18 protein-coding genes are annotated in these 20,185 nt (G+C 66.9%); 8 read left to right on the top strand and 10 right to left on the bottom strand.

Features of this window, described 5'->3' with window-relative positions:
* Positions 1–6: 6 nt before the first annotated feature.
* On the bottom strand, positions 7–1,161 hold the full coding sequence (locus BME24068_RS12585) for a porin (RefSeq protein WP_174926255.1): 1,155 nt from the start codon (positions 1,159–1,161) through the stop codon (positions 7–9).
* A 394-nt stretch (positions 1,162–1,555) separates the two neighbouring features.
* Here BME24068_RS12585 and BME24068_RS12580 point away from each other — a divergent pair, with 394 nt between their 5' ends.
* Together BME24068_RS12580 and BME24068_RS12575 are read left to right on the top strand one after the other, a co-directional pair.
* On the top strand, positions 1,556–2,659 hold the full coding sequence (locus tag BME24068_RS12580) for an OpgC domain-containing protein (protein ID WP_174926254.1): 1,104 nt from the start codon (positions 1,556–1,558) through the stop codon (positions 2,657–2,659).
* A 61-nt stretch (positions 2,660–2,720) separates the two neighbouring features.
* The gene (locus BME24068_RS12575) at positions 2,721–3,653 is read left to right on the top strand and encodes an alpha/beta hydrolase (RefSeq protein ID WP_174926253.1); all 933 of its coding nucleotides are present in this window, start codon (positions 2,721–2,723) and stop codon (positions 3,651–3,653) included.
* 146 nt (positions 3,654–3,799) lie between these two features.
* On the opposite strand, the gene BME24068_RS12570 is transcribed toward BME24068_RS12575, so the two are convergent.
* The gene (locus tag BME24068_RS12570; protein ID WP_096499895.1) at positions 3,800–5,038 is read right to left on the bottom strand and encodes an SfnB family sulfur acquisition oxidoreductase; all 1,239 of its coding nucleotides are present in this window, start codon (positions 5,036–5,038) and stop codon (positions 3,800–3,802) included.
* A 294-nt stretch (positions 5,039–5,332) separates the two neighbouring features.
* On the opposite strand from BME24068_RS12570, the gene BME24068_RS12565 reads away from it, so the two are divergent.
* Both BME24068_RS12565 and BME24068_RS12560 read left to right on the top strand, forming a co-directional pair.
* Positions 5,333–5,506 carry a hypothetical protein gene (locus BME24068_RS12565; protein WP_162826147.1) on the top strand — a complete coding sequence of 58 codons (174 nt, stop codon included), beginning with the start codon at positions 5,333–5,335 and terminating at the stop codon, positions 5,504–5,506.
* On the top strand, positions 5,503–6,903 hold the full coding sequence (locus tag BME24068_RS12560; protein ID WP_174926252.1) for an LLM class flavin-dependent oxidoreductase: 1,401 nt from the start codon (positions 5,503–5,505) through the stop codon (positions 6,901–6,903). The genes BME24068_RS12565 and BME24068_RS12560 overlap by 4 nt, the downstream gene beginning before the upstream one ends.
* Before the next feature lie 90 nt (positions 6,904–6,993).
* On the opposite strand, the gene BME24068_RS12555 is transcribed toward BME24068_RS12560, so the two are convergent.
* Positions 6,994–8,208 carry an FAD-dependent oxidoreductase gene (locus tag BME24068_RS12555; RefSeq protein ID WP_174926251.1) on the bottom strand — a complete coding sequence of 405 codons (1,215 nt, stop codon included), beginning with the start codon at positions 8,206–8,208 and terminating at the stop codon, positions 6,994–6,996.
* 183 nt (positions 8,209–8,391) lie between these two features.
* Between BME24068_RS12555 and BME24068_RS12550 the strand changes: the two genes are divergently transcribed.
* Both BME24068_RS12550 and BME24068_RS12545 read left to right on the top strand, forming a co-directional pair.
* Positions 8,392–9,336, top strand: a complete 945-nt coding sequence (locus BME24068_RS12550) for a LysR family transcriptional regulator (RefSeq protein ID WP_174926250.1) — start codon at positions 8,392–8,394, stop codon at positions 9,334–9,336.
* A gap of 117 nt (positions 9,337–9,453) precedes the next feature.
* Complete coding sequence (locus BME24068_RS12545) at positions 9,454–10,212, top strand: SDR family oxidoreductase (protein ID WP_096499903.1); 759 nt, start codon at positions 9,454–9,456, stop codon at positions 10,210–10,212.
* A gap of 59 nt (positions 10,213–10,271) precedes the next feature.
* Here the strand turns inward: BME24068_RS12545 and BME24068_RS34995 are convergent, their stop codons facing one another.
* On the bottom strand, positions 10,272–10,490 hold the full coding sequence (locus tag BME24068_RS34995; RefSeq protein ID WP_420887567.1) for a hypothetical protein: 219 nt from the start codon (positions 10,488–10,490) through the stop codon (positions 10,272–10,274).
* A gap of 20 nt (positions 10,491–10,510) precedes the next feature.
* Positions 10,511–10,843, bottom strand: coding sequence for a cupin domain-containing protein (locus tag BME24068_RS12535; protein ID WP_096499905.1), 333 nt, complete (start codon positions 10,841–10,843; stop codon positions 10,511–10,513).
* Positions 10,844–11,062: 219 nt separating this feature from the next.
* Between BME24068_RS12535 and BME24068_RS12530 the strand changes: the two genes are divergently transcribed.
* Positions 11,063–12,040, top strand: a complete 978-nt coding sequence (locus BME24068_RS12530) for a helix-turn-helix domain-containing GNAT family N-acetyltransferase (RefSeq protein ID WP_096499994.1) — start codon at positions 11,063–11,065, stop codon at positions 12,038–12,040.
* 45 nt (positions 12,041–12,085) lie between these two features.
* Positions 12,086–12,808: an alpha/beta fold hydrolase gene (locus BME24068_RS12525; protein ID WP_240327190.1), complete on the top strand. Its 723-nt coding sequence runs from the start codon at positions 12,086–12,088 to the stop codon at positions 12,806–12,808.
* Positions 12,809–12,895: 87 nt separating this feature from the next.
* On the opposite strand, the gene BME24068_RS12520 is transcribed toward BME24068_RS12525, so the two are convergent.
* From BME24068_RS12520 to BME24068_RS12500, 5 genes are all read right to left on the bottom strand, one after another.
* Complete coding sequence (locus BME24068_RS12520; protein ID WP_174926248.1) at positions 12,896–14,326, bottom strand: MFS transporter; 1,431 nt, start codon at positions 14,324–14,326, stop codon at positions 12,896–12,898.
* 209 nt (positions 14,327–14,535) lie between these two features.
* Positions 14,536–16,014, bottom strand: coding sequence for a sensor domain-containing diguanylate cyclase (locus BME24068_RS12515; RefSeq protein ID WP_174926247.1), 1,479 nt, complete (start codon positions 16,012–16,014; stop codon positions 14,536–14,538).
* A gap of 120 nt (positions 16,015–16,134) precedes the next feature.
* On the bottom strand, positions 16,135–16,740 hold the full coding sequence (locus BME24068_RS12510) for a M17 family peptidase N-terminal domain-containing protein (RefSeq protein WP_096499911.1): 606 nt from the start codon (positions 16,738–16,740) through the stop codon (positions 16,135–16,137).
* Between the two features lie 362 nt (positions 16,741–17,102).
* A complete protein-coding gene (locus BME24068_RS12505) occupies positions 17,103–18,227 on the bottom strand; it encodes a potassium channel family protein (RefSeq protein WP_096499913.1) in 1,125 nt (374 codons plus the stop codon).
* 60 nt (positions 18,228–18,287) lie between these two features.
* Positions 18,288–19,622, bottom strand: coding sequence for an NAD(P)/FAD-dependent oxidoreductase (locus BME24068_RS12500; protein ID WP_174926246.1), 1,335 nt, complete (start codon positions 19,620–19,622; stop codon positions 18,288–18,290).
* Positions 19,623–20,185 lie beyond the last annotated feature (563 nt).

Raw genomic sequence — 20,185 nt, 5'->3', positions numbered from 1 at the left:
GCACGCTCAGAACTTGTGGCGGATCGCGGCGCGCACCGCGAACTGGTTCGACGACGACGACGGCCCGTCGGTGCCGACGACGTAGCCACCGTCGGCCGCCGTGCCCGTCTTGTCGCCGGCGACCTTCTGCCATGCGCCCTGCAGGTAGACGTCGGTGCGCTTGGACAGGCTGTAGTCGGCCATCAGGCCGACCGTGTGGTATTTCGGCTTGAACGAGCCGCCCGCGCCGTCGAACTTGCCGTCCGTGTACACGTACTGCGCGCCGAGATAGAAATCAGGCGTGAGCTGGTACTTGCCGTTGATCTCGAAATTCTGGAACTTCGTCGCGGTCAGCCCGAGCCCGTCGAACGCCGTCGCCGGCAGGTAGACGGTCGACACCGGGTTCTTCATGTCGGTCTTCGTATAGACGAAGCCGACCGTCGCCGGGCCGAACGTATAGTTGATACCGCCGCCGAAGATGCGCAGGCGCTCGGCGACGAAATTCGCATCGTCGGACGCGATCGCGCCCGCGCTGCCGACGCCGGGGCTGTTCGCCTGCAGGTACGCGGCCGCGACCTGCAGCCCGGCCAGCGAATACTGCGCGCCGACGCTGTACTGGCGATTGGTCGAGAAGCCCGTGCTGTTGCTGAAGCTGTAGGTGCCGCCGAAGGTCAGCCCGTTCCAGTCGGGGCTCGCGTACTTGACCGTGTTGTTGACGCGGAACGAGTTGTCCGTGTTGTCGTTGTCGAACGGATGCGAGAACAGCGTGCCGCCCCAGTTGCCGTTCGCGGTCAGCGGCGCGAGATAGTCGACGACGGAATCGTACTGGCGACCGAACGTCAGCGTGCCGAAGCGCGACGCGCTCAACCCGACGAACGCCTGACGGCCGAACATCCGGCCGCCCTGGTTGAGCCTGCCGTTGTTCACGTCGAAGCCGTTTTCCAGCGTGAAGATCGCCTTCAGCCCGCCGCCGAGATCCTCGCTGCCCTTCAGGCCCCAGCGGCTGCCCTGCGCATAGCCGCTCGCGAGCTGGTAATCCGCTTTTCCGACCCCGTTCACGTTCACGTTGTTCGTGTAGTTGAAGCCTTCGTCGATCAGGCCGTACAGCGTGACGCTGTCCTGCGCGAAGGCCGGCGCGGCGAACGCTGCCAGCGCGGCGGCAAAAATGACGTGCTTCCTCATGACGGATCTCCGGAGCCGGGTGCCGGGCAGACTTTGCGCCCGGCGAATTTGTTTGTCTGTTTTTGTCTGTTTATAGGTCAGTGGCCCGCAGGGCGGACAACGCGGTGTGCGGCCGCGCGGACAAAATGGTGTCACGTCGCAAACCGGCCGTCCATCGGGGCCGTAGCGCCGGCATGCCAAGCGTTGCGCTGATCCAACTGCCGGGCTCGCCCGCCTGCCCGACCGGGCTTGCCGGCCGCGGCTGACCGGCCCGCCATCCGCATAAACCCGGGCGATGTCGCATCGGTGGCACAATGCGCATCCGTTCGTCATTTCTTCACGAAGTCATGCTTCACCCCGATTCATGCGCGGCGGCTGCCAGCCGCGCACGCGGCGCGCGCCGGGAGGCGGCTCGATGACCGCCGCCGCCCGGCCCGGCCGCTACGCCGAGCTCGATTTCTTCCGCGGCCTCGTGCTGCTCGTGATCGTCGTCGACCACATCGGCGGCAGCATCCTGTCGCGCGTGACGCTGCATGCGTACGCGCTGTGCGATGCGGCCGAAGTGTTCGTGTTCCTCGGCGGCTTCGCCACCGCCATCGCGTACAACACGCTCGCCGAGCGCCACGACGAGGCCGCCGCGCGCCAGCGCTTCATCCGCCGCGCGTTCGAGATCTACCGCGCGTTTCTGGTGACGGCCGGCCTGATGCTGCTGATCACCGCCGTGCTGAACGCATTCTCGATCGACGGCCCGAACATGCCGACCAACGATCTCGACGGTCTGCTCCACAAGCCGCTCGCGGCGCTGCGCGACATCCTGCTGTTCCGCCGCCAGCCGTATCTCGCATCGGTGCTGCCGATGTACGCGTTCTTCGCGCTGCTCGTCCCGCTCGCGCTGCCGCTCGCGCGCGCGCAGCCGTGGTTGCTGCTCGCGTTCAGCGGATCGCTGTGGTACGCGGCGCCGCATGCCGCGCGCTTCCTGCCGACCGTCGAAGGCATGCCGTGGGACTTCAATCCGTTCGCGTGGCAGTTCCTGTTCGTATTCGGCGTGATCGCGCGCTGCCAGCCCGTCTACCAGACGCTCGCGCCGAAGCCGCAGGGCTGGCTGCTCACGGCCGCGGCGCTCGCGATCGTCGCGGCCGGCGCGTACTACCGGCTGCGCGTCGAGCCGTTTCCGACCGATCCGTCGATCAAGCAGAACCTCGGCGCGCTGCGGCTCGGAAACTTCCTCGCGATCGCATGGCTCGCGGCCAAGCTCGTGCACCTCGGGTGGATGAAGAAGGTCGCGCACGCGATGCCGTGGATCGGCACGATCGGCCGGCAGGGGCTGCTGTGCTTCGTCGCCGGCACCTGCATCTCGCTCGCGGTCGATTCGCTGCTGTACCAGGCGACCGAAGGCTACCTCGACGTGCCGCTCGGCCTGACCGCCGACGTCGTCGCGATCGGTTTGCTGTATCTCGTCGCGAAGCTCTATGCGCCGTTCGTGTCGCGACTGCCGTTCCCGTTCCGTTCGCGGCGGTGACGCGCCGCGCCATCACGCGCCGCTGCTACGATAGCGGGCGCCCTTCCTGAAACGATTCGCCATGCGCCGACTTGCCCTACCGTTCGCCGTCGCCCTGCTCGCCGGCTCCGTCGCCACCGCCCATGCCACCCAGGGCGCGGCCGCGGCATCGCCGGCCTCGCCGTCGATGGTCCAGGCCGCCCCGTCGACGCCGGTCGCGCAGGAGGCACCGGTCAATCCCGGCAGCAGCATCATGCTGCGCTCGTTTCGTTCGGCGTCGCTGAAGCGCGACTGGTCCTATACGGTCTACCTGCCGCCCGGCTACAACCCGGAGGGCGCACGCTATCCGGTGATGTACCTGCTGCACGGCAATGCCGGCAACGCGAACGACTGGATCACGCAGGGCCGGCTGCAGGCCACGACCGACACGCTGATCGAACGCCACGAGATTCCGCCCGTCGTGATCGTGATGCCGCAAGGCGGCACCGACTGGTACGTCGATCGCAAGGAGAAAATGCAGAGCGCGTTCCTCAACGACCTGCTGCCGGAAGTCGAAGCGCACTTCGCGGTATCGAACCAGCGCGCGGGCCGCGCGATCGGCGGCGTGTCGATGGGCGGCTTCGGCGCGCTGCGTTTCCTGCTGCTCGAGCCGGGCCTGTTCTGCGGCGCGATGCTGCTGAGCCCCGCGATCTACGCGAACGAGCCGCCGCTCAATTCCGCCGCGCGCTACGTCGGCGTATTCGGCGACCGGCAGTTCGATCCGCGCGTGTGGCACGAGCTCAACTACCCGACGCTGATGCGCGGCTATTTCGCGCGCAACTGGCGCGTGCCGATGTTCATCGCGGCCGGCGACGACGACCTGACGATCCAGGCGGAATCGAGCATGCTGTACACGCACCTGCGGCGCGCGCAGAACGCGGCCGAGCTGCGCATCGTCGGCGGCGGGCATACGTGGGAAGTGTGGCGCGGATTGCTCGGCCAGGGCCTGAAGTACGCGCTCGAATGCGTGAAGTGACGAAGCCTGGTTCCGCGCCAGGCGCGTATGCAACGCGTGCCTGACGCATCCCCCCTTCACGTCATCCCGAGCTGCACCGCGCCGCATCCTCCGGCGCAATGCGTGTCGGCGATCGCGCCGGATCGGCGCGCGGTCTGGCTCGACGTTCAGTTCCACGCATGGCGCGCCGGACGCACGCCATTCAGATAGTAGTTGCCGACGAGGTGATATTTCCAGCGCACCGGATCGTGCAGCGTATGCGTGCGCGCGTTGCGCCAGTGGCGATCGAGATTGTGTTCGGCGAGCGTCGACTGCGTGCCGGCCAGCTCGAACAGCTTCTCGCCCGCGAGCAGCGCGATTTCCGTCGTCAGCACCTTCGCTTCGCCGACCGCGACCGATGCGCGCGCAACGTCGTCGTCCGTCACCGTGCCGCGCGCGCCGATCTCGTCCAGCGTGCGCGCCGCGCGTTCGAGCAGCGCTTCCGCCGCATGAAGCCGGATGTGCAGCCTGCCGATTTCGCGCACGATCAGCGGATCGTCGGTAGCCCGCTCCACGCCGCTGTCGACCCACGGACGCGTGCGGGTGCGCACGAACGCCTCGGTATCGGCGATGGCCGCCTTCGCGATGCCTGCATCGATCGCCGCCTGGATGATCTGCGACAGCGGGCCGTTGAGCGTCGGCTCGTCCGACACACGCTGCGCGGGCAGCACGTGCGACGCCGGCACGCGCACGCGATCGAGCACGACCGTGCCGCTCGCGGTCGTGCGCTGGCCGAAGCCCGACCAGTCGTCGATCACGGTGAGCCCCGGTGTCGGCTGCGGCACGTAGGCGAGCCATGCCTGCTGTGCATCGTCGAGGCCGAGCACCGGCACGTAGTGCGCGAACAGCGCGCCCGTCGAATAGAACTTCGTGCCGTCGACGACGTGGTCGTCGCCGTCGCGGCGCACGCGCGTCTTCAGGTCGAGCACGTGCTTCGTGCCCTTCTCCGAGAAGCCGTTGCCGAACCGCTTGCCGCTCAGGATCTCCGCGAAGAAATGACGCTTCTGCGCGTCGGTGCCGACCAGCGCGATCACGTCGACCAGCCCGAAATGATTCTGCGGCAACTGCCCGAGCGACCCGTCGGCCGCCGCGACGATCTTGATCACCTCGGTGAGCGTCACATGCGACACGCCCGCGCCGCCATAGGCCTTCGGCACCGTGATCGCCCACAACCCCGACTGCGAGAACCATTCGATCTCGTCGCGCGGCAACCGGCGCTCGCGATCGCGCTCGGCCGCGCCTTGCGCGAGCCGCTGCGCCAGCGCATGCGCGGCCGCGATCGCCTGTGCGTCGTCGGCAATCACGCGGGCAACCTGCGGTTTCGCGTCGGCCGGCTGCTCGTGAATCGTGGCGCTCGTATCGGACATCGGGCTCTCCTGATGGATGACGAAAGCACTGAATCTAGCAGTGCATCGCGGGCCGGCAAACCGAGCGATTCTCGTAACGTTATTCCTTCGGATAACAAACGACACGATGCGGCACGGCGCCCGATTCCACGCTTCGACGTCGCAATCGACGCGTTGACGTCGAAACTTCCGCGCAGCCGCGCACATAATGCGTATCGACGATAACGATCTGCGAATCCGTTATTGGAACGCTCGCGTCACGCTTCCTATACTGGGCCTCCCGGTGCAAACGGCCCCGCCCTTCGAGGAACACGCATGACTTCGTCGCACGCAGACACCGATCTTTCCACGGGCACCGATTACGACGCACTGGCGAGCCGCTTCAGGCGGGTCGTCGGCGACTGGATCGTCAACGGACGCACGCCGCCGTTCGGCTGGCGCGTCGGCAACGGTGCAGGCGCCGGCACCGAAACGGGAGCCGCCCGATGAGCAAGACCATTCGCTTCAACGCATTCGAGATGAACTGCGTCGGCCATCAGTCGCCGGGGTTGTGGGCGCATCCGCGCGACCGCTCGTGGCAGTACAAGGACCTCGACTACTGGACCGATCTCGCCCGCGTGCTCGAGCGCGGCATCTTCGACGCGATCTTCATCGCGGACGTGATCGGCTATTACGACGTCTACCACGGCAGCAACTATCACGCGCTGCATCAGGCCGCGCAGATTCCGGTCAACGATCCGCTGCAACTCGCCGCGCCGATCGCGATGGCGACCGAACATCTCGGCATCGGCATTACCGCGTCGACGACGTTCGAGCATCCGTACACGTTCGCACGCCGCCTGTCGACGGCCGACCATCACACCAAGGGCCGGCTCGCATGGAACATCGTCACGTCGTACCTGGAAAGCGGCGCGAAGAACGTCGGCGACAACGGGCTGCGCACGCATGACGATCGCTATGCGGTCGCGGCCGAATATGTCGAGGTGCTGTACAAGCTGTTCGAAGGAAGCTGGGAAGACGGCGCGGTCGTGCGCGATCGCGACGGCCGCGTGTTCACGCACCCCGAGAAGGTGCACGAGATCGGCCACAAGGGGCGGTTCTTCGACGTGCCCGGCTATCACCTGTGCGAGCCGTCGCCGCAGCGCACGCCGGTGCTGTTCCAGGCCGGCGCGTCCGGCCCCGGCAAGGCGTTCGCCGCACGGCACGCCGAATGCGTGTTCGTCGCCGCGCCTACCCGCCCGCAGCTCGCGCGCTATGTCGCCGACGTGCGCGCACAGGCCGCAGCCGCGGGGCGCGACCCGCGCGACGTGCTGATCTACAACCTCGTCACGGTGATCGTCGACGAAACCGACGAGAAGGCACAGGCGAAGTTCGACGAATATCGCCGCTACGTGTCGTACGACGGTTCGCTCGTGTTCATGTCCGGCTGGACCGGCATCGACTTCGGCCAGTACGCGCCGACCGACCCCGTCAGGCGCGTCGAAACGAATGCGATCGTGTCGGCCGTCGAGCATCTGGCCGGTGGCGACACCGCGTGGACGATCGAGGAACTGGCCGCGTGGGGCGGAATCGGCGGGATGGGCCCCGTGTTCGTCGGCTCCGCGCAGACGGTCGCGGACATCCTGCAGGAATGGGTCGCCGCAACCGACGTCGACGGCTTCAATCTCGCGTACGCCGTGGCGCACGAAACGTTCGAGGACATCGTCCGCTACCTCGTGCCGGAGTTGCAGCGGCGCGGCGTCTACCCGACCGGATACGCGCCCGGCACGCTGCGCGAGAAGCTGTTCGGCGGCGCCGCGCGGTTGCCGGACGCCCATCCGGCTGCGCGGTTCCGCGACATCGAGCAGGTCAAGCGCGACGCCGAACAGGTGGCCGACTACGCGTGAGGGCCATGCGGCCGACCTGCGTGCGAATCGGCCGGGTTCAGCGGCAAACGCTCGCGTGCGCGCCGGGCCGGGCGCGCCATGCGCGGCCCGTCAAAGCCACGTACCGCCCTGCCGCTCGTTCGGCTCGTCGGCGAGCGCGTCGAAATCGTGGATCCAGTCCAGGTGATGCAGCACGCTGCCGCGTTCGCCGAGCCGGACATTGCGCGCCCGCGCGGCCGGCCCGTCGGGCAGATGCAGCACGTCGGCGGCCGTGATCGATGCGTACTGCACCTTGCGCGTGCGACCGCGCCGCAGCCGCTCGTACGCTTCCTGCGCTTCGCGCCAGTTGCCCGGCCCGGCCTTCGCCAGTTGCCCGGCCAGCACCACCGCATCCTCGATCGACTGGTTCGCGCCCTGCCCGTGATGCGGCACCAGCGCGTGCGCGGCGTCGCCGATCAGCGTCACGCGCCCGCGGCTCCAGCGGCCGAGCGGCGGCCGGTGGAACAGCCCCCAGCGCTGGCTGACCGGCACCGCGGTGATCATCTGCACCACCGCCGGGTGCCAGTCCTTGAACAGGCGCAATTGCTCGCCCTCTTCGGCCGGCATGACCCACTCGCGCGACGGCCACGGCGACGGATGACGTTCGACCAGCAGGAAGTTCTGGTCGCCGTTGTCGCCGATCGGATAGTGCAGCAGGTGGCCGTGCGGCCCGACCCAGAACTGGATGGCTTCCGGATCGGGCAGCAGGTCCATCCGCTCGGCCGGCACCACGCCGCGAAAACCCGAGCAGCCCGAATACAGCACGTCGTCGTAGCCGAGCATCCAGCGCCGCGTGATCGAACGCGCGCCATCCGCGCCGATCACGAGATCGGCATCGACACGCTTGCCGTTGTCGAACGTCAGCGTCACGCGGTCCGGATGCTGCGCGAGATCGACCAGTCGATGGCCGAGATGGATCTGCTCGACACCGACCGCCTTCGACAGGATCGCCTGCAGGTCCGCGCGATGCACGCCCCAGTACGACCCGCCGAATTGCCGGCGATAGTCGGGTTCGCCGCGATGATGGCCGATGACCGCCCCGCTGCGCCCGTCGCGATAGACGAGCGCCGGGATTTCCGCGCATACCGCGTCGAAAGCGGAACGTAATCCCATCCGTTCGTAGAAGCGCGTCGCATTCGCCGACAGCGCGACGGCCGCCCCGACCTCGCGCAGCACGTCGGTCTGCTCGTACAGTTGCGCGTCGATGCCGCGCTCGCGCAACGCGAGCGCCAGCGTCAGGCCGCCGATACCGGCGCCGACGATCGCGATGTTCAGATGGGTCTGCATGATGAAGGTGTCTCCGGGATTCAGATAGTCAGTTATCGAGGCCGCGGCGCGCGTGACCTGCTCGGCGCGCCTGTCGAATGCATGCGCCGTGTCGGTATTTTCAGCAGCGAACCCTTATCCCACAATAAAATGCATGGAATCTGCTTCATCACTGAACGGAATGATCGGGAGCGCTGCGACACCATGGAACTGAGCGAGATCGACCTCAATCTGCTGCTGCTTTTTCAGCGGCTGATGCAGGAGCGGCGCGTGTCGAGCGTCGCCGAGCAGATGAACATGAGCCAGCCCGGCGTGAGCAACGCGCTCGCGAAACTGCGCCGCCGGCTCGGCGATCCGCTGTTCGTGCGCGGGCCCGGCGGCGTGGTTCCGACGCCGTTCGCGTTGCGTCTGGCCGAGCCGGTTGCGCAGGCGCTGTCGACGCTGCATGCGGCGCTCAATCCGGAGACGGGTTTCGATCCGCTGCGCGCGTCGCGCACGATGACGATCGGGATGACCGATATCGGCGAAGTCGTGTTCCTGCCCGCGTTGCTCGAACATCTGTCGAAAACGGCGCCGGGCATCGCGCTCAATACGGTGCGCAACACGAGCGTGAACCTCAGCGACGAAATGGCCGACGGTCGCGTCGATCTCGCGATCGGGCTGCTGCCGCAACTGCAAGGCGGGTTCTATCAGCGCCGGCTGTTCGATCAGCGGTACGTATGCCTGTTCCGCCGCGGGCATCCGCTCGAAGACGCGCCATTGACGGTCGACGCATGGCGGGGCGCCGAGCATCTGGTCGTGGTGTCGGCCGGCACCGGCCACGGGCAGGTCGACGAATGGCTGAAGCGGCGGCGCGTCAAGCGCCGCGTGCGGCTCACGGTGCCGCATTTCATGAGCGTCGGCTACATCCTGCAACGCACCGACCTGATCGCGACCGTGCCCGAGCATCTCGCGCTGCAGCTCGCCGCGCCGTTTTCGCTGAGCTGGCGGGCGTTGCCCGTCACGCTGCCGGGTGCGCCGATTCATCTGCTGTGGCATACGCGCGTGAATCAGGACGAAGGCAACCGGTGGTTGCGCGATGTCGTGGTCAGCCTGTTCTCGGAAGCCGAAACACGCGGCCGAAAGACGGCGCCGGCGCGCAAGCAATAGCGGCCCGCGCCGCGAAACCCGCGGTGCGCGGTACGATGACGCTTCAACCGGCGCGCGTCGATGCCATCGCACCCTTGCCGCCTCTCTTTCGTCACCCAACCCGCAGGGAATCAAGTCATGTCTGTCTCGCAGAAATTCGCAGCCGTCACGGGCGCCGGCTCCGGCATCGGTCGTGCCGCGGCGATCGCACTCGCCGGCGCGGGATTTACCGTCGCGCTGATCGGACGCCGCGAAGAATCGTTGCGTGAAACGAAAGAGGCGATCGTCGCCGCTCACGGCGATGCGCACGTGTTTCCGGCCGACGTCACCGACGAAGCATCGGTCGATCATGCGTTCGCGCAGATTGCGCAGCAGTTCGGCCGGCTCGACGTGCTCTTCAACAACGCCGGGCGCAATGCGCCGGCCGTTGCACTCGACGAATATGCATTCGACGTGTGGAACGCCGTCGTCGCGACGAACCTGACGGGCGTCTTCCTGTGCGCACGGGCAGCGTGGCGCGTGATGAAAGCGCAAACGCCGCAGGGTGGCCGGATCATCAACAACGGTTCGATCTCGGCCTATACGCCGCGCCCGAACACGATCGCGTACACGGCCACCAAGCATGCGGTGGCCGGCATCACCAAGTCGCTCGCACTCGACGGCCGCGCGTACAACATCGCGTGCGGCCAGATCGACATCGGCAACGCGGCGACGTCGCTGACGGACCGGATGACGGACGGCGTGCTGCAGGCCGACGGACGCATGGCGCCCGAAGCGCGGATGGACGTCACGCACGTGGCAAACGCGGTCGTTCAGATGGCGAATCTTCCGCTGGACACGAACATCCTGAACATGACGATCATGGCGACGACGATGCCGTTCGTCGGGCGTGGATAAGCGGGATCGCTGGGATTCGACCGGGCGGCGGTGCCGGGTGCCGCGCACCGCATGTTCCGTCATCCCCTCTTCGTCTTCTTGCCCATCGACGGCGGCTTGACGATGACGAACCGGCGGCGATCCTTGCCCCGGATCCGGAGCGGCGCGTCACCGCGCCCGCTCCACGCCCTGCCGCTCGCCGGATCGCGATAGCGCGCCGGCAGGACTTTCACGACAACCTTGCCGGTTGCATCGAACCGATTTTCGCCGGATTCAGAAAAGTGCCGCCCGGAAGACACGCGGCCTCGATGGCCGCTGCTCAGCGTTCGTGATAGATCGCGAGCCACACGGTCGGCTCTTCCGGATGCGTCCACGCGACGCGATGCCGGCAATGCGGCGCGATCAGCACGTAGTCGCCGGGGCGCATGTCGTGAAGCGCAGGATCGCCTTCGAATTCGAGCGCGGCCGCACCGGACAGCAGCGCAACCCATTCCGCGCGCGGATCGTCGTACCAGAACCCGTCGGGACTCGCATGCCCCATCGACACGATCCGCTCGACGTTCAGGCGCGCGCCGGCCATGAGTACGTCGACCTGCTCGTCGTCGCTTCGGGTCCGTTCGATGTCGAACAGGTTGCCGGTTTGAAGCTGCATGATTCGATCTCCCGTCGCCCTCCGCGTGAAGGCGGTTGGCGTCCACTCTAGCGCGGAGGCCACCGCCGGGGCGAGCTTGTTTTGCGGGCATCGGCTCGACGCGCGCGCAAAGACAGCCATCGAAACGCCCGACGCAACGTGGCCGGCGACAAAACCGCCTTGACAAGTTGCGCATCGCAACTAATATTGCTTGCGGACCGCAACTTTTCCGGGCTGATCATGGATCTCATCGATATTCCCGCCAAGACCCGCGACGCGACAATCCTGGAACTTCGCGATTTTTCCCGGAAACTGGTTCGTGAACTGGGCTTCATGCGCACGACATTGGCCGACAGCGACCTCGCGCCATCGGCCGTTCACGCCGTGCTCGAAATCGGAATGGCGCCCGGCATCAGCGCAAAGGATCTCGGCAATATCCTGCGGCTCGACAAATCGAATACGAGCCGACAGCTTGCCCGGCTGGAAGCGGCCGGCTTCGTGACGCGCCGCATCTCGCCCGACGATGCGCGCGCGACCGAGTTGTATTTGAGCGCCGACGGGCAAAAGCTCCGGAAGAAGATCGACCAGTTCGCGACCCGTCAGGTGTCGAATGCGCTGCGCCGCATGGTGCCGGCGGACCAGCAAAACCTGATCCGTTCGCTCGCGCTTTATAGCGACGCGCTGGCGCAGGACAACGTCGCAAAGCCGCTCGCCGCGAAACAGAACGCGCCGCAGATCCTCGACGGCTACCAGCCCGGCTGCATCGGCGACATAGCAAGCCTTCACGCGCGGTTCTATTCGGAGCACTGGGGATTCGGCGCGTTCTTCGAGAAGAAGGTTGCGACCGAACTCGCGGCATTTGCGGGCGCGCTCCCAGCCGATGGCAAGGCGCTGTGGCTCTGCGCGGAAAACGGCCGCACGCTCGCCTCTCTCGCCATCGACGGAGACAAGGTATCGGGCGTCGCGCACTTGCGCTGGTTCATCGTCGACGATGCGTTGCGCGGCTCCGGCATCGGGCGGCAGCTCATGACGCTTGCCATGCAGTTCGTCGACGCGCAGCCGTTCGACGAAACGTATCTCTGGACATTCAAGGGGCTCGATTCGGCACGTCATCTGTACGAATCGTTCGGCTTTGCGCTGACCGGCGAATCGGCAGGCTCGCAATGGGGAACCGAGGTCGTCGAGCAGCGCTTCAGCCGGCGAAAATCCGGCGGCTAGCCGATGGCCCCGCACCGCCTCTCACCGGCAAACCACCCACCTCGAATGAACCCGCCTGCCACGATGCCGCTGCCGATCGTCTTCCTGCCGGCCATGCCATGCGACGCACGAATGTATGCCGCGCAGGTCGACGGGCTGAGCGATCTGGTGTTGCCGTCGGTGCACGTGCTTTCGTACCCGACCTTCGCGGAAAGCGCCGAGCACCTGCTGTCCGTCATTGAAGGGCCGTTCATCCTCGCAGGCACCGCGTATGGCGGCTGCCTGGCACTCGAAGTGCTCGCCAGGATGCCCGATCGCGTTCGCGGCCTCTGGCTGATGAACTGTCAGCCCGGCGCCCATCCGGATCCGGCGTCGGCGCGCGCCACGAGTCGCAGAATCCGCTCCGGCGAGCATGAACGCGTGATCGCCGAATTCGCCGGGAACGCCATCCCCGCCGACGACATCGCGGCGAGAGCGACATTCGTGCAGATGGCGCGCGACGCCGGCGCCGACATGTTCGCTCGGCAATCCGATGCGACGGCGACGCGGATGGATCGCTGGTCTGCGCTCGCATCGACGCGGATCCCGACGTTACTCGTCTGGGGCAACGCCGACCGCTTCGTTCCCGCCGACGTGGGCCGCCGCATCGCCGCATCGATGCCGCATGCCCGTTTCGAATCGATCGACGGGTGCGGCCATTTTCCGACCCTGGAGCGCCCGTCGCCATGCACGGCGATCGCGCGCCAATGGTTGATCGAGTCCGGCCTGACGCCCTTCTCCACGCGTTGACCCGTCAATCCACGCACGCCGCAGATCCGCTCGCGAACCCGGCGACGCGCCGACCACGCATGTCGCCTGCCGCGCTCACGCCGCCTTTCACGCGGCCGCCTCGTCGTCGATATCGCGCGCCGTCGGTTCATGACGCACGATCAGCAGAAACACGATCGGCGTGACCGCGCTGACCGCCACGACCCAGAACATGTCCGTGCCGAGCCGGGCCTGCAGGATCGGCAGCACGAACAGCGCAAGCGCCTGCCCGATGCCGCACAGCGAACGCCCGAAGCCGACCCCGGTGCCGCGGATCGCCGCCGGGTAAGACAGCGTCGGATAGATCATCATCTGCGCGCCCGGCCCGAAGCCTTCGGCGAACAGCCACGTGCCGAGCATCAGCAGCACGACGCCGATCGCGACCGCGCCGTGCGGATGTCCGGCCAGCGCGAGTGCAACGAGCGCGACGAACTGCAGCGCGAAGCCCGCGATCGCGACGTGGCGCGACGGATATCGATACGCGAGGCGCATGCCGAGCAAGCCGCCGGTCAACGCGAACAGGACATTCAGCGCGAGCGACGCGGCGATCGTCTCGAACACGCCCGCGCCGAGAAACTGCGACAGGATCGACGGCAGGAAGAACGCGATCGCCGTGTATTCGAACGGAATGCACAGGTTCATCACGCTGGCGACGATCGTGCGGCCCAGATACGGGCGCTGGAACAGCACGCGAATCCGCACGGGCAGCTGGCTCGGCGCGCGCGGCGCATCGTCCGCTTCGTGCGCGTGAATCCCGTACGACTCGCGAAGAATGCGCGCGGCATTGGCGAGGTCGCCCTGATTCGCCGCCCACAGCGGCGATTCGTTCATGAAGCGGTTGCGCACCAGGATGATGACGAGCGCGGGCACCGCGCCAAAGATCAGCGACGCGCGCCACAGCCAGCCCGCATGCTCGGCCGGCAGCAGGAAATACAGCCCGAAGATCAACAGGAAACAGACCGACGACGCCACGTACCACATCGGGCACCACGCGGCGAGCCGAGACGCCTTGTTGCCGCGGCCGTTGAACTTCGAGAATTCCGCGAGAAACGCCATCGCAACCGGCAGGTCGATGCCGACGCCGAGCCCCATCACGAAGCGCGCGCCGATCAGCACCCACACGTTCGGCGCGAGCCCGGCCGCGATCGCCGCGATCACGAAGAACAGCATGTCGGCCATGAACACCTGATAGCGGCCGATCTTGTCGGTAAGCCAGCCGCCGATCAGGCTGCCGAAGATCGTGCCGATCATGATCGCCGACCCGACCAGCCCGGTCAGCGCGGGCGTCAGGCCGAACTCGCGCGCGACGTCGTCGATGCCGTAGGACAACGTCGTCAGGTCGTATGCATCGAGAAACACGCCGCCGAGCGCGAGCAGCACGATCATCCGCGCATGGCTGACGGAGCTGTCCGTCGTATTGATCAGGCGCGCCACGTCGCTCGCGGAGCGGATGGGCGCGGAAACCGGCGTGATAGCGGCATTCAGATCGATCGAACTCATCGCATTCCCTTGTTTCGCCGGATACCCGGCGATGTCCACATGGAGACCGGAACCCGGCACGCACGTGCCGCCGGGTTCCGGAAGCGAAGATTCTGTTCTTGCGATCCGGTTATCCCAACCGATATAAATCGATAAATTATTCGGTGTACGTCATAACGTTGCCGCCCGCGCGCGTCGACCGGTCACGCACATGTGCGCAGCAACCTGCGTCACGCCGCCGCGCGAAAGGCGGCCACCCTGTTTCGACCGTTCGCCTTCGCGTAGTACAGCGCCTCGTCGGCGGCCTTGATCACGGCTTCGGCTTGCGCATCGTGCTCGGGCGTCCAGCTCGCGAGGCCGATACTGGCGGTGACGTGCCCGTATTCGCTGCCGGCGTGCTCGAGCGGCAGCCCGTCGATCGCCGCGCGAATGCGTTCGGCAATCCGGGTGGCGCCCGTCTCGCAGGTATCGGGGAGCAGCACGACGAATTCCTCGCCGCCGTAACGGGCCGCGGTATCGGCCGGCCGGCGGATGTTGTCGCCGATACAGCGCGCGACCGCTGCCAGCGCGTCGTCGCCCGCCTGGTGGCCGTAGGTGTCGTTATAGGCCTTGAAGCGGTCGACATCGACGAACAGCAACGAGAAAACCGATCGCGATCGCCGTGCGCGACGCCATTCGCGATCGAGCACTTCCGCGAAACTGCGGCGATTGTTCAGGCCGGTGAGGCCGTCGGTGCGCGCCAGCAGCACGAGTTCCGACTCGGCGCGCATGCGACGCCGCAGTTGCGTGCCGAGCATGACGGACACCGCGATGAACGCGGCGCCGAACACCGCCACCAGCGCGCCGATCGTCACGGCCCGATGCCGCCACGCCGCATAGATATCCGGCTCCGCTTCCGCGACCATGATCATCAGCGGCAGCTTCGGCAGGTGCCTGAAGTAGTAGAGACGACGCATGCCGTCGAGCGACGACGTTTCCGAGAACACGCCTTCCTGCGCGGCCCGGAACCGCTGGAAGGCCGCGGCATGGCTGATGTCGCGACCGATGGTGCGGGCGTCGTACGGGTGGCGCATCACCATCACGCCGTCGTTGCCGATCAGCGAGATCGCACCGTGCTGCCCGAGCGACAGGCCGGCAAACAGTTGATGAAAATATTCGAGGTTGACCGCGATGAGCACGACGCCGGCAAACGAGCCGTCCGGGGTCGAGATCCGCCGGGTGAGCCCGATGCTGGGCGTGCCCCCGCGCAGGCGCGACGGAAACGGATCGCTGACGTAGAGCCCGACATTCGGATCGTCGCGATGGACGGTGAAGTACTTGCGATCGGCAAAATTGCCGTGACGCGGCACGTCGTTGGCCGAATCGAGGACGATGTTGCCGCCGGCATCGAGTACCAGCACCGAGCCGAGAAATCGTGCGGTCATCGCGTTGTCGAACAGCACGGCGCGCCGCAAGCCCGGCGGCGCATTCATCACGTCGGGGCGGCGAAGCCCCTGGATGACCGCCTGCAACGACAGGTCGTAGAGTTCGAAGTTGCGCTGGATGTCTCGCTCGGCAACCAGGCCGAGATTGCGGGAGGTTTCGCTCGCCCGCTCGAGCGCGTCGTTGCGGCTCTGGAACAGTTGCAGCACGCACAGACCCATCAATGCACAAGCCACCACGATGCCGATCACGACGATGGTATAGGGAGCCGCCGACCTGGATTGCATGTGTCTCCTCGGTGACCAAGCTAAAAAACAGAGGGTGGCATATCAAGCGGAGGCTGCCTGGTCATGGCGCGCCATCGAGATGCGATACCGGATCGTTCGCGCCCGACCGGATCGAGTCGGTCAAGTCCGTGCAGCGGCCAGCGCGTTGCCGAAATGCTCCACGGCGCCGTCGAAGCGCGCCGCGCCCACGTCGAAAACCCAGCGGCGCAGTGACGGCGGCGCAGCAAGACCGCGCTCCGCGAGCCGATACCGGGTGTCGATCGCGGCCACCACGGCGCTCACCATGGCTTGCGGCATGCCTGCGGTGGCCGCGGTCGTCAGCCCGCCGTCGAGTACGCTCGGCGCAAAGGCTGCGCTTTCGACGCCGTGATGCATCGCCGTCCGCGCGGCCGTGGCGGCGGCATCCGCGGTTCTTTCGATCGTCCAGCTTGCCGGATCACCGAGTCCGACCAGCAGTATGATGCGCGCGGCAATGCCGGCGGGCGGGAGGTCGATCAACAGCGTTTCCATCGGCGCGGCAAGAAAATGACCTTCGCGCCGCAGGTCGGTGAGTGCACCCAGGAGGGCGACGTCGAGATGGTGGAGTCCGCCCGTCGGGCCGTCGGCCGTCGCCTCGTGGGCGAACATGCAGCCGCAGGAGAGATCGACTTGTGCACCGACGCCATCCCATGCCGCGACCTCGAAGGACACATCCCGCCAACTACCGATGATCTGTCGAGGATCCATATCGTCTCTCCTGTAAGGTCAGCCTGCTCGGTCCAAATATCTCGCAACCCGCGCCAATCTGCGGCCGCGATGCGTGTGCCGAACGCCCACAATCTACGCGCCATCGCGAGCCCGTCGCGACATCGCCCATCGCACTGGCAACGCGTTTTCCGAATCCGGGTTTGCGGACGTGTCGCCGACCCACTGGTCGAGTCAAGCGTAGCGGCAAGAATCATTCTTGCACATGCCGGCGGGCCTTTGGGACTGAACACCCGATCGACGCGTCACGACATGATTCCGCAGTCCGCATCCAGCGACAGAACCGCACGCCGAGCATGATGGGAAACGCGATCGATGCGGCGCCGAACGTCGCCCCCATGCGCTCAGGGTCGCGGCCCGGTGCCGCGCCCAACACCATCGATATCCGGATCGGGAATCCTCGCCGACTGAATCACGACCAGCGTATCCCCCGCCTCGATCCGGCACGGCGGATCCTCGTAAAACGAAAGAATCTTCCCGCAGCGATCGAGCCCGACGACGATCGCGCCGGGCACGACGTTCGTCATGCAGCCGATCTCGTGCGGCAGCGCCTCGCGCTCCAGCAGCGTCGCCCGCCCGCGCGTCGACAGCATGTCGTTCACGAACGGCACGATGTAGCGGCTATGCACCGCGTCCGCGAGCAGCAACGCGCCGATCTTCGTCGACGACACGATCACGTCGGCGCCGGCCTGCCGCAGTTGCCGCTGATACAGGTTCTCCTGGATGCGCACGACGATCTTCGTCTCGGGCGCGATGCTGCGCACCGACAGCGTCAGCAGGATCGCGGTCGGATCGTCGGTCACCGAGATGATCACGGCCTTCGCCGCGCGCACCTGCGCCTGCTGCAGCAGATCCTCGTGCGCGGGGTCTCCGAGCAGCCCGGTCACGCCGAGCGACGTCGCGGCCTCGAGCGCCTGCTGTTGCGCATCGATCACGATGATCGTCGACGGATCGACGCCGCTTTCGAGCAGTTCGCGCACGGCGATCGATCCCGACAGGCCGTAACCGCACACGACGATGTGATCGGACAGTTGTTTCTGCAGGCGTTTCATGCGGAATTCCTCGATGACGCGCTGGATCACGAACTGATATGCCGTGCCCAGGAAGATGAACCAGATGCCGATGCGGATCGGCACGATGAAGAACGCGTCGAGCAGACGCGCGCGCGCCGTGACCGGCACGATGTCGCCGTAACCGACCGTCGCGACCGTGACCATCGTGAAGTACACGAGATCGGCGACGTTCATCGGCGTGCTCTTGGTGGAATCGCGCAGCCCGTCGCGGTCGAGATACAGCACGAGGAACGCGAGCATGCACAACAGCACGACCGCGCCGAGACGGAACAGCAGCGTACGGCGCGGCGACGTCGCGGGACGGGTGAACAGCGTGCGCGTGCGCGGCGCCTGCCACGGATCACGGGCGCGACGCAGACGCAAGCGCAACGAACGGCGCTGGGAAGGCGTTGCCAACGAGGATTCTCCTGAACGATGCGGGCTCGATTCTACGACGGGAACCTGCGGGTGCTGGCGTTACAGCATGCTGCGCGGCCGCACCATCGTGCCGTCGACGAAACGCTGCGCACGGAACGCCGACAGGTCGAGCGACGGTGCGCCGGTATCGACCCATTCGGCCAGCAGCCGGCCGACGATCGGCCCCATCGCGAAGCCGTGTCCGCAAAACCCGGTCGCGATCGCGAGCCCGGACGGCGTGCCGGGCGCATCGATCACCGGAATGCCGTCGGGCAGCACGTCGATCAGGCCGGCCCACGCCTCGACGATCTGCGCGTCCTTCAGCGCGGGGAAGATCGCCTTGAGCTTCGCGAGCGCGCGCGGCGCATGCGCGCGATTCGGCTGCGGCTGCGGATCGCGCGGCTCGATCGGGTCGACCCGGCCGCCGATGCGCGCGCAGGCATCGCGCCATGCCGCCGTATTCAGATGCAGCCGGAATTTCTCGCGCTGCGACCAGAACTCCGGCCAGAACAGGCTCAATCCGCGCAGGTGGCCGAGCGTCAGGTCGACGTCGACCTGCATGTCGTCGGCGAGATTGATCGCGCCGTTCTTGCGTTGCCGGATGCCGAGCCCATGCCCCCAGATCGTCGACGCGGATACCTCGGGCAGCACGTTGGTGCGCATGCAGGTGCCGCGCACGGCCTGCTGCGGCAGCCGGATGCCGACGCCGTCGAGCAGCCGGAAGCTGGTCGCGCCGGCCGCGCAGATCACGCGCCGCGTGCGGATCGTGCCGCGCTCGGTCACGACGCCGGCGACCGCGCCGCCGGCCGTCTCGATCGCGGTCACGCCGCAGCCTTCGAAGAAACGCGCGCCGGCTTCGGCCGCGCGCGCCGCGAACGCGGCGGCCACACGGCGCGGCTCGGCCTGCCCGTCAGTCGCGGTGTACAACCCGCCGAGCGTGCGCGCCTGCGTCGACAGGCCGCTCACGCGCGCGTCGATTTCCGCACGCGTGAGCGTGCGCGTGTCGAGCCCGTGCTCGCGCGCGACGGCGAGCCATGCCTGGAACGATGACCAGTCGTCGTCGTTGTCGGCCATATACAGACAGCCGCCCTGCCGCCATTCGAGGTCGAAGCCGAGCGCCTGCTCGAGCCCTTCCCAGATCCGCATGCCGGCCATCATCAGCGGCACTTCGGCGGACTCGCGGCCCTGCTGGCGCACGAAACCCCATGCGCGGGTCGATTGCTGGCCGGCAATGCGCGACTTGTCGAGCACGACGGCCTTCAGGCCACGCAGCCCGAGATAGTACGCGGCCGCGCAGCCCATGATGCCGGCCCCGGCGATCACGATGTCGGCCTCGGCCGGAAACGCCGTATCGGCACGGCTCAATGCATCATGCAGCGGATAAGTTGTCGTCATTGTTTTCTGTTGGCGTCGATACGCCCGGCACAGGCATCGACATACGCGATGACGGGCGCCGGGCGATACTGTCCTGCACCGGATTTTCGCGGAAAACGTCCGAACGGGCCGGCGAGCGATCGAGCGTGCCTGTCGCGGCCCCGGCACGGGCATGCGACGGCGTCATTTTTGCTGGCCGGTCGTCCTCGTTTTTCGCCTTGACGGGGCTATCTTACCGCGCGACAAACCGTCTATTCAGCACGCGAGGAAACTGGCCGACGCCGCGATAGCCGAAGCGGCAGCGGAAGGTGCGCAACCGTGCGCGCTCGACCGGCACAAGCGGCACCGGTCCGTCGAGCGCGAAGACGGCGAGCCGTTCACGGACATGCCGGCGTAAGCCGACCCGTGACTTGCGCGCATTCGCGACACACGTGCCGGTCTCGAACGGAATCGTCCGATGCCCGCCGCAATGTCGCGCGTTTCCCCTCACACGCTTTCGCGGCCGTCGTGATGCTTACGAGACGATTCCGGAATCGCGCCCTGCTTCGACGGCTCGCATCGACACCCGAACCGGCACACACGTC

It is taken from the genome of Burkholderia anthina (genome assembly GCF_902498995.1).
GTDB lineage: Bacteria > Pseudomonadota > Gammaproteobacteria > Burkholderiales > Burkholderiaceae > Burkholderia > Burkholderia anthina.
The sequence above is the reverse complement of the archived record's forward strand: the minus strand, read 5'-3'. Positions and strand labels throughout refer to the sequence as shown.

Bases quoted from the DNA above. Each gene is read 5' to 3' on its own strand.
- BME24068_RS12510 (WP_096499911.1), bottom strand. From the start codon at position 16,740: ATGGATCCTCGACAGATCATCGGTAGTTGGCGGGATGTGTCCTTCGAG.
- BME24068_RS12550 (WP_174926250.1), top strand. From the start codon at position 8,392: ATGGAACTGAGCGAGATCGACCTCAATCTGCTGCTGCTTTTTCAGCGG.
- BME24068_RS12500 (WP_174926246.1), bottom strand. From the start codon at position 19,622: ATGACGACAACTTATCCGCTGCATGATGCATTGAGCCGTGCCGATACG.
- BME24068_RS12575 (WP_174926253.1), top strand. From the start codon at position 2,721: ATGCGCCGACTTGCCCTACCGTTCGCCGTCGCCCTGCTCGCCGGCTCC.
- BME24068_RS12555 (WP_174926251.1), bottom strand. From the start codon at position 8,208: ATGCAGACCCATCTGAACATCGCGATCGTCGGCGCCGGTATCGGCGGC.
- BME24068_RS12515 (WP_174926247.1), bottom strand. From the start codon at position 16,014: ATGCAATCCAGGTCGGCGGCTCCCTATACCATCGTCGTGATCGGCATC.
- BME24068_RS12570 (WP_096499895.1), bottom strand. From the start codon at position 5,038: ATGTCCGATACGAGCGCCACGATTCACGAGCAGCCGGCCGACGCGAAA.
- BME24068_RS12565 (WP_162826147.1), top strand. From the start codon at position 5,333: ATGACTTCGTCGCACGCAGACACCGATCTTTCCACGGGCACCGATTAC.
- BME24068_RS12520 (WP_174926248.1), bottom strand. From the start codon at position 14,326: ATGAGTTCGATCGATCTGAATGCCGCTATCACGCCGGTTTCCGCGCCC.
- BME24068_RS12585 (WP_174926255.1), bottom strand. From the start codon at position 1,161: ATGAGGAAGCACGTCATTTTTGCCGCCGCGCTGGCAGCGTTCGCCGCG.
- BME24068_RS12535 (WP_096499905.1), bottom strand. From the start codon at position 10,843: ATGCAGCTTCAAACCGGCAACCTGTTCGACATCGAACGGACCCGAAGC.
- BME24068_RS12580 (WP_174926254.1), top strand. From the start codon at position 1,556: ATGACCGCCGCCGCCCGGCCCGGCCGCTACGCCGAGCTCGATTTCTTC.
- BME24068_RS12560 (WP_174926252.1), top strand. From the start codon at position 5,503: ATGAGCAAGACCATTCGCTTCAACGCATTCGAGATGAACTGCGTCGGC.
- BME24068_RS12530 (WP_096499994.1), top strand. From the start codon at position 11,063: ATGGATCTCATCGATATTCCCGCCAAGACCCGCGACGCGACAATCCTG.
- BME24068_RS12525 (WP_240327190.1), top strand. From the start codon at position 12,086: ATGAACCCGCCTGCCACGATGCCGCTGCCGATCGTCTTCCTGCCGGCC.
- BME24068_RS12545 (WP_096499903.1), top strand. From the start codon at position 9,454: ATGTCTGTCTCGCAGAAATTCGCAGCCGTCACGGGCGCCGGCTCCGGC.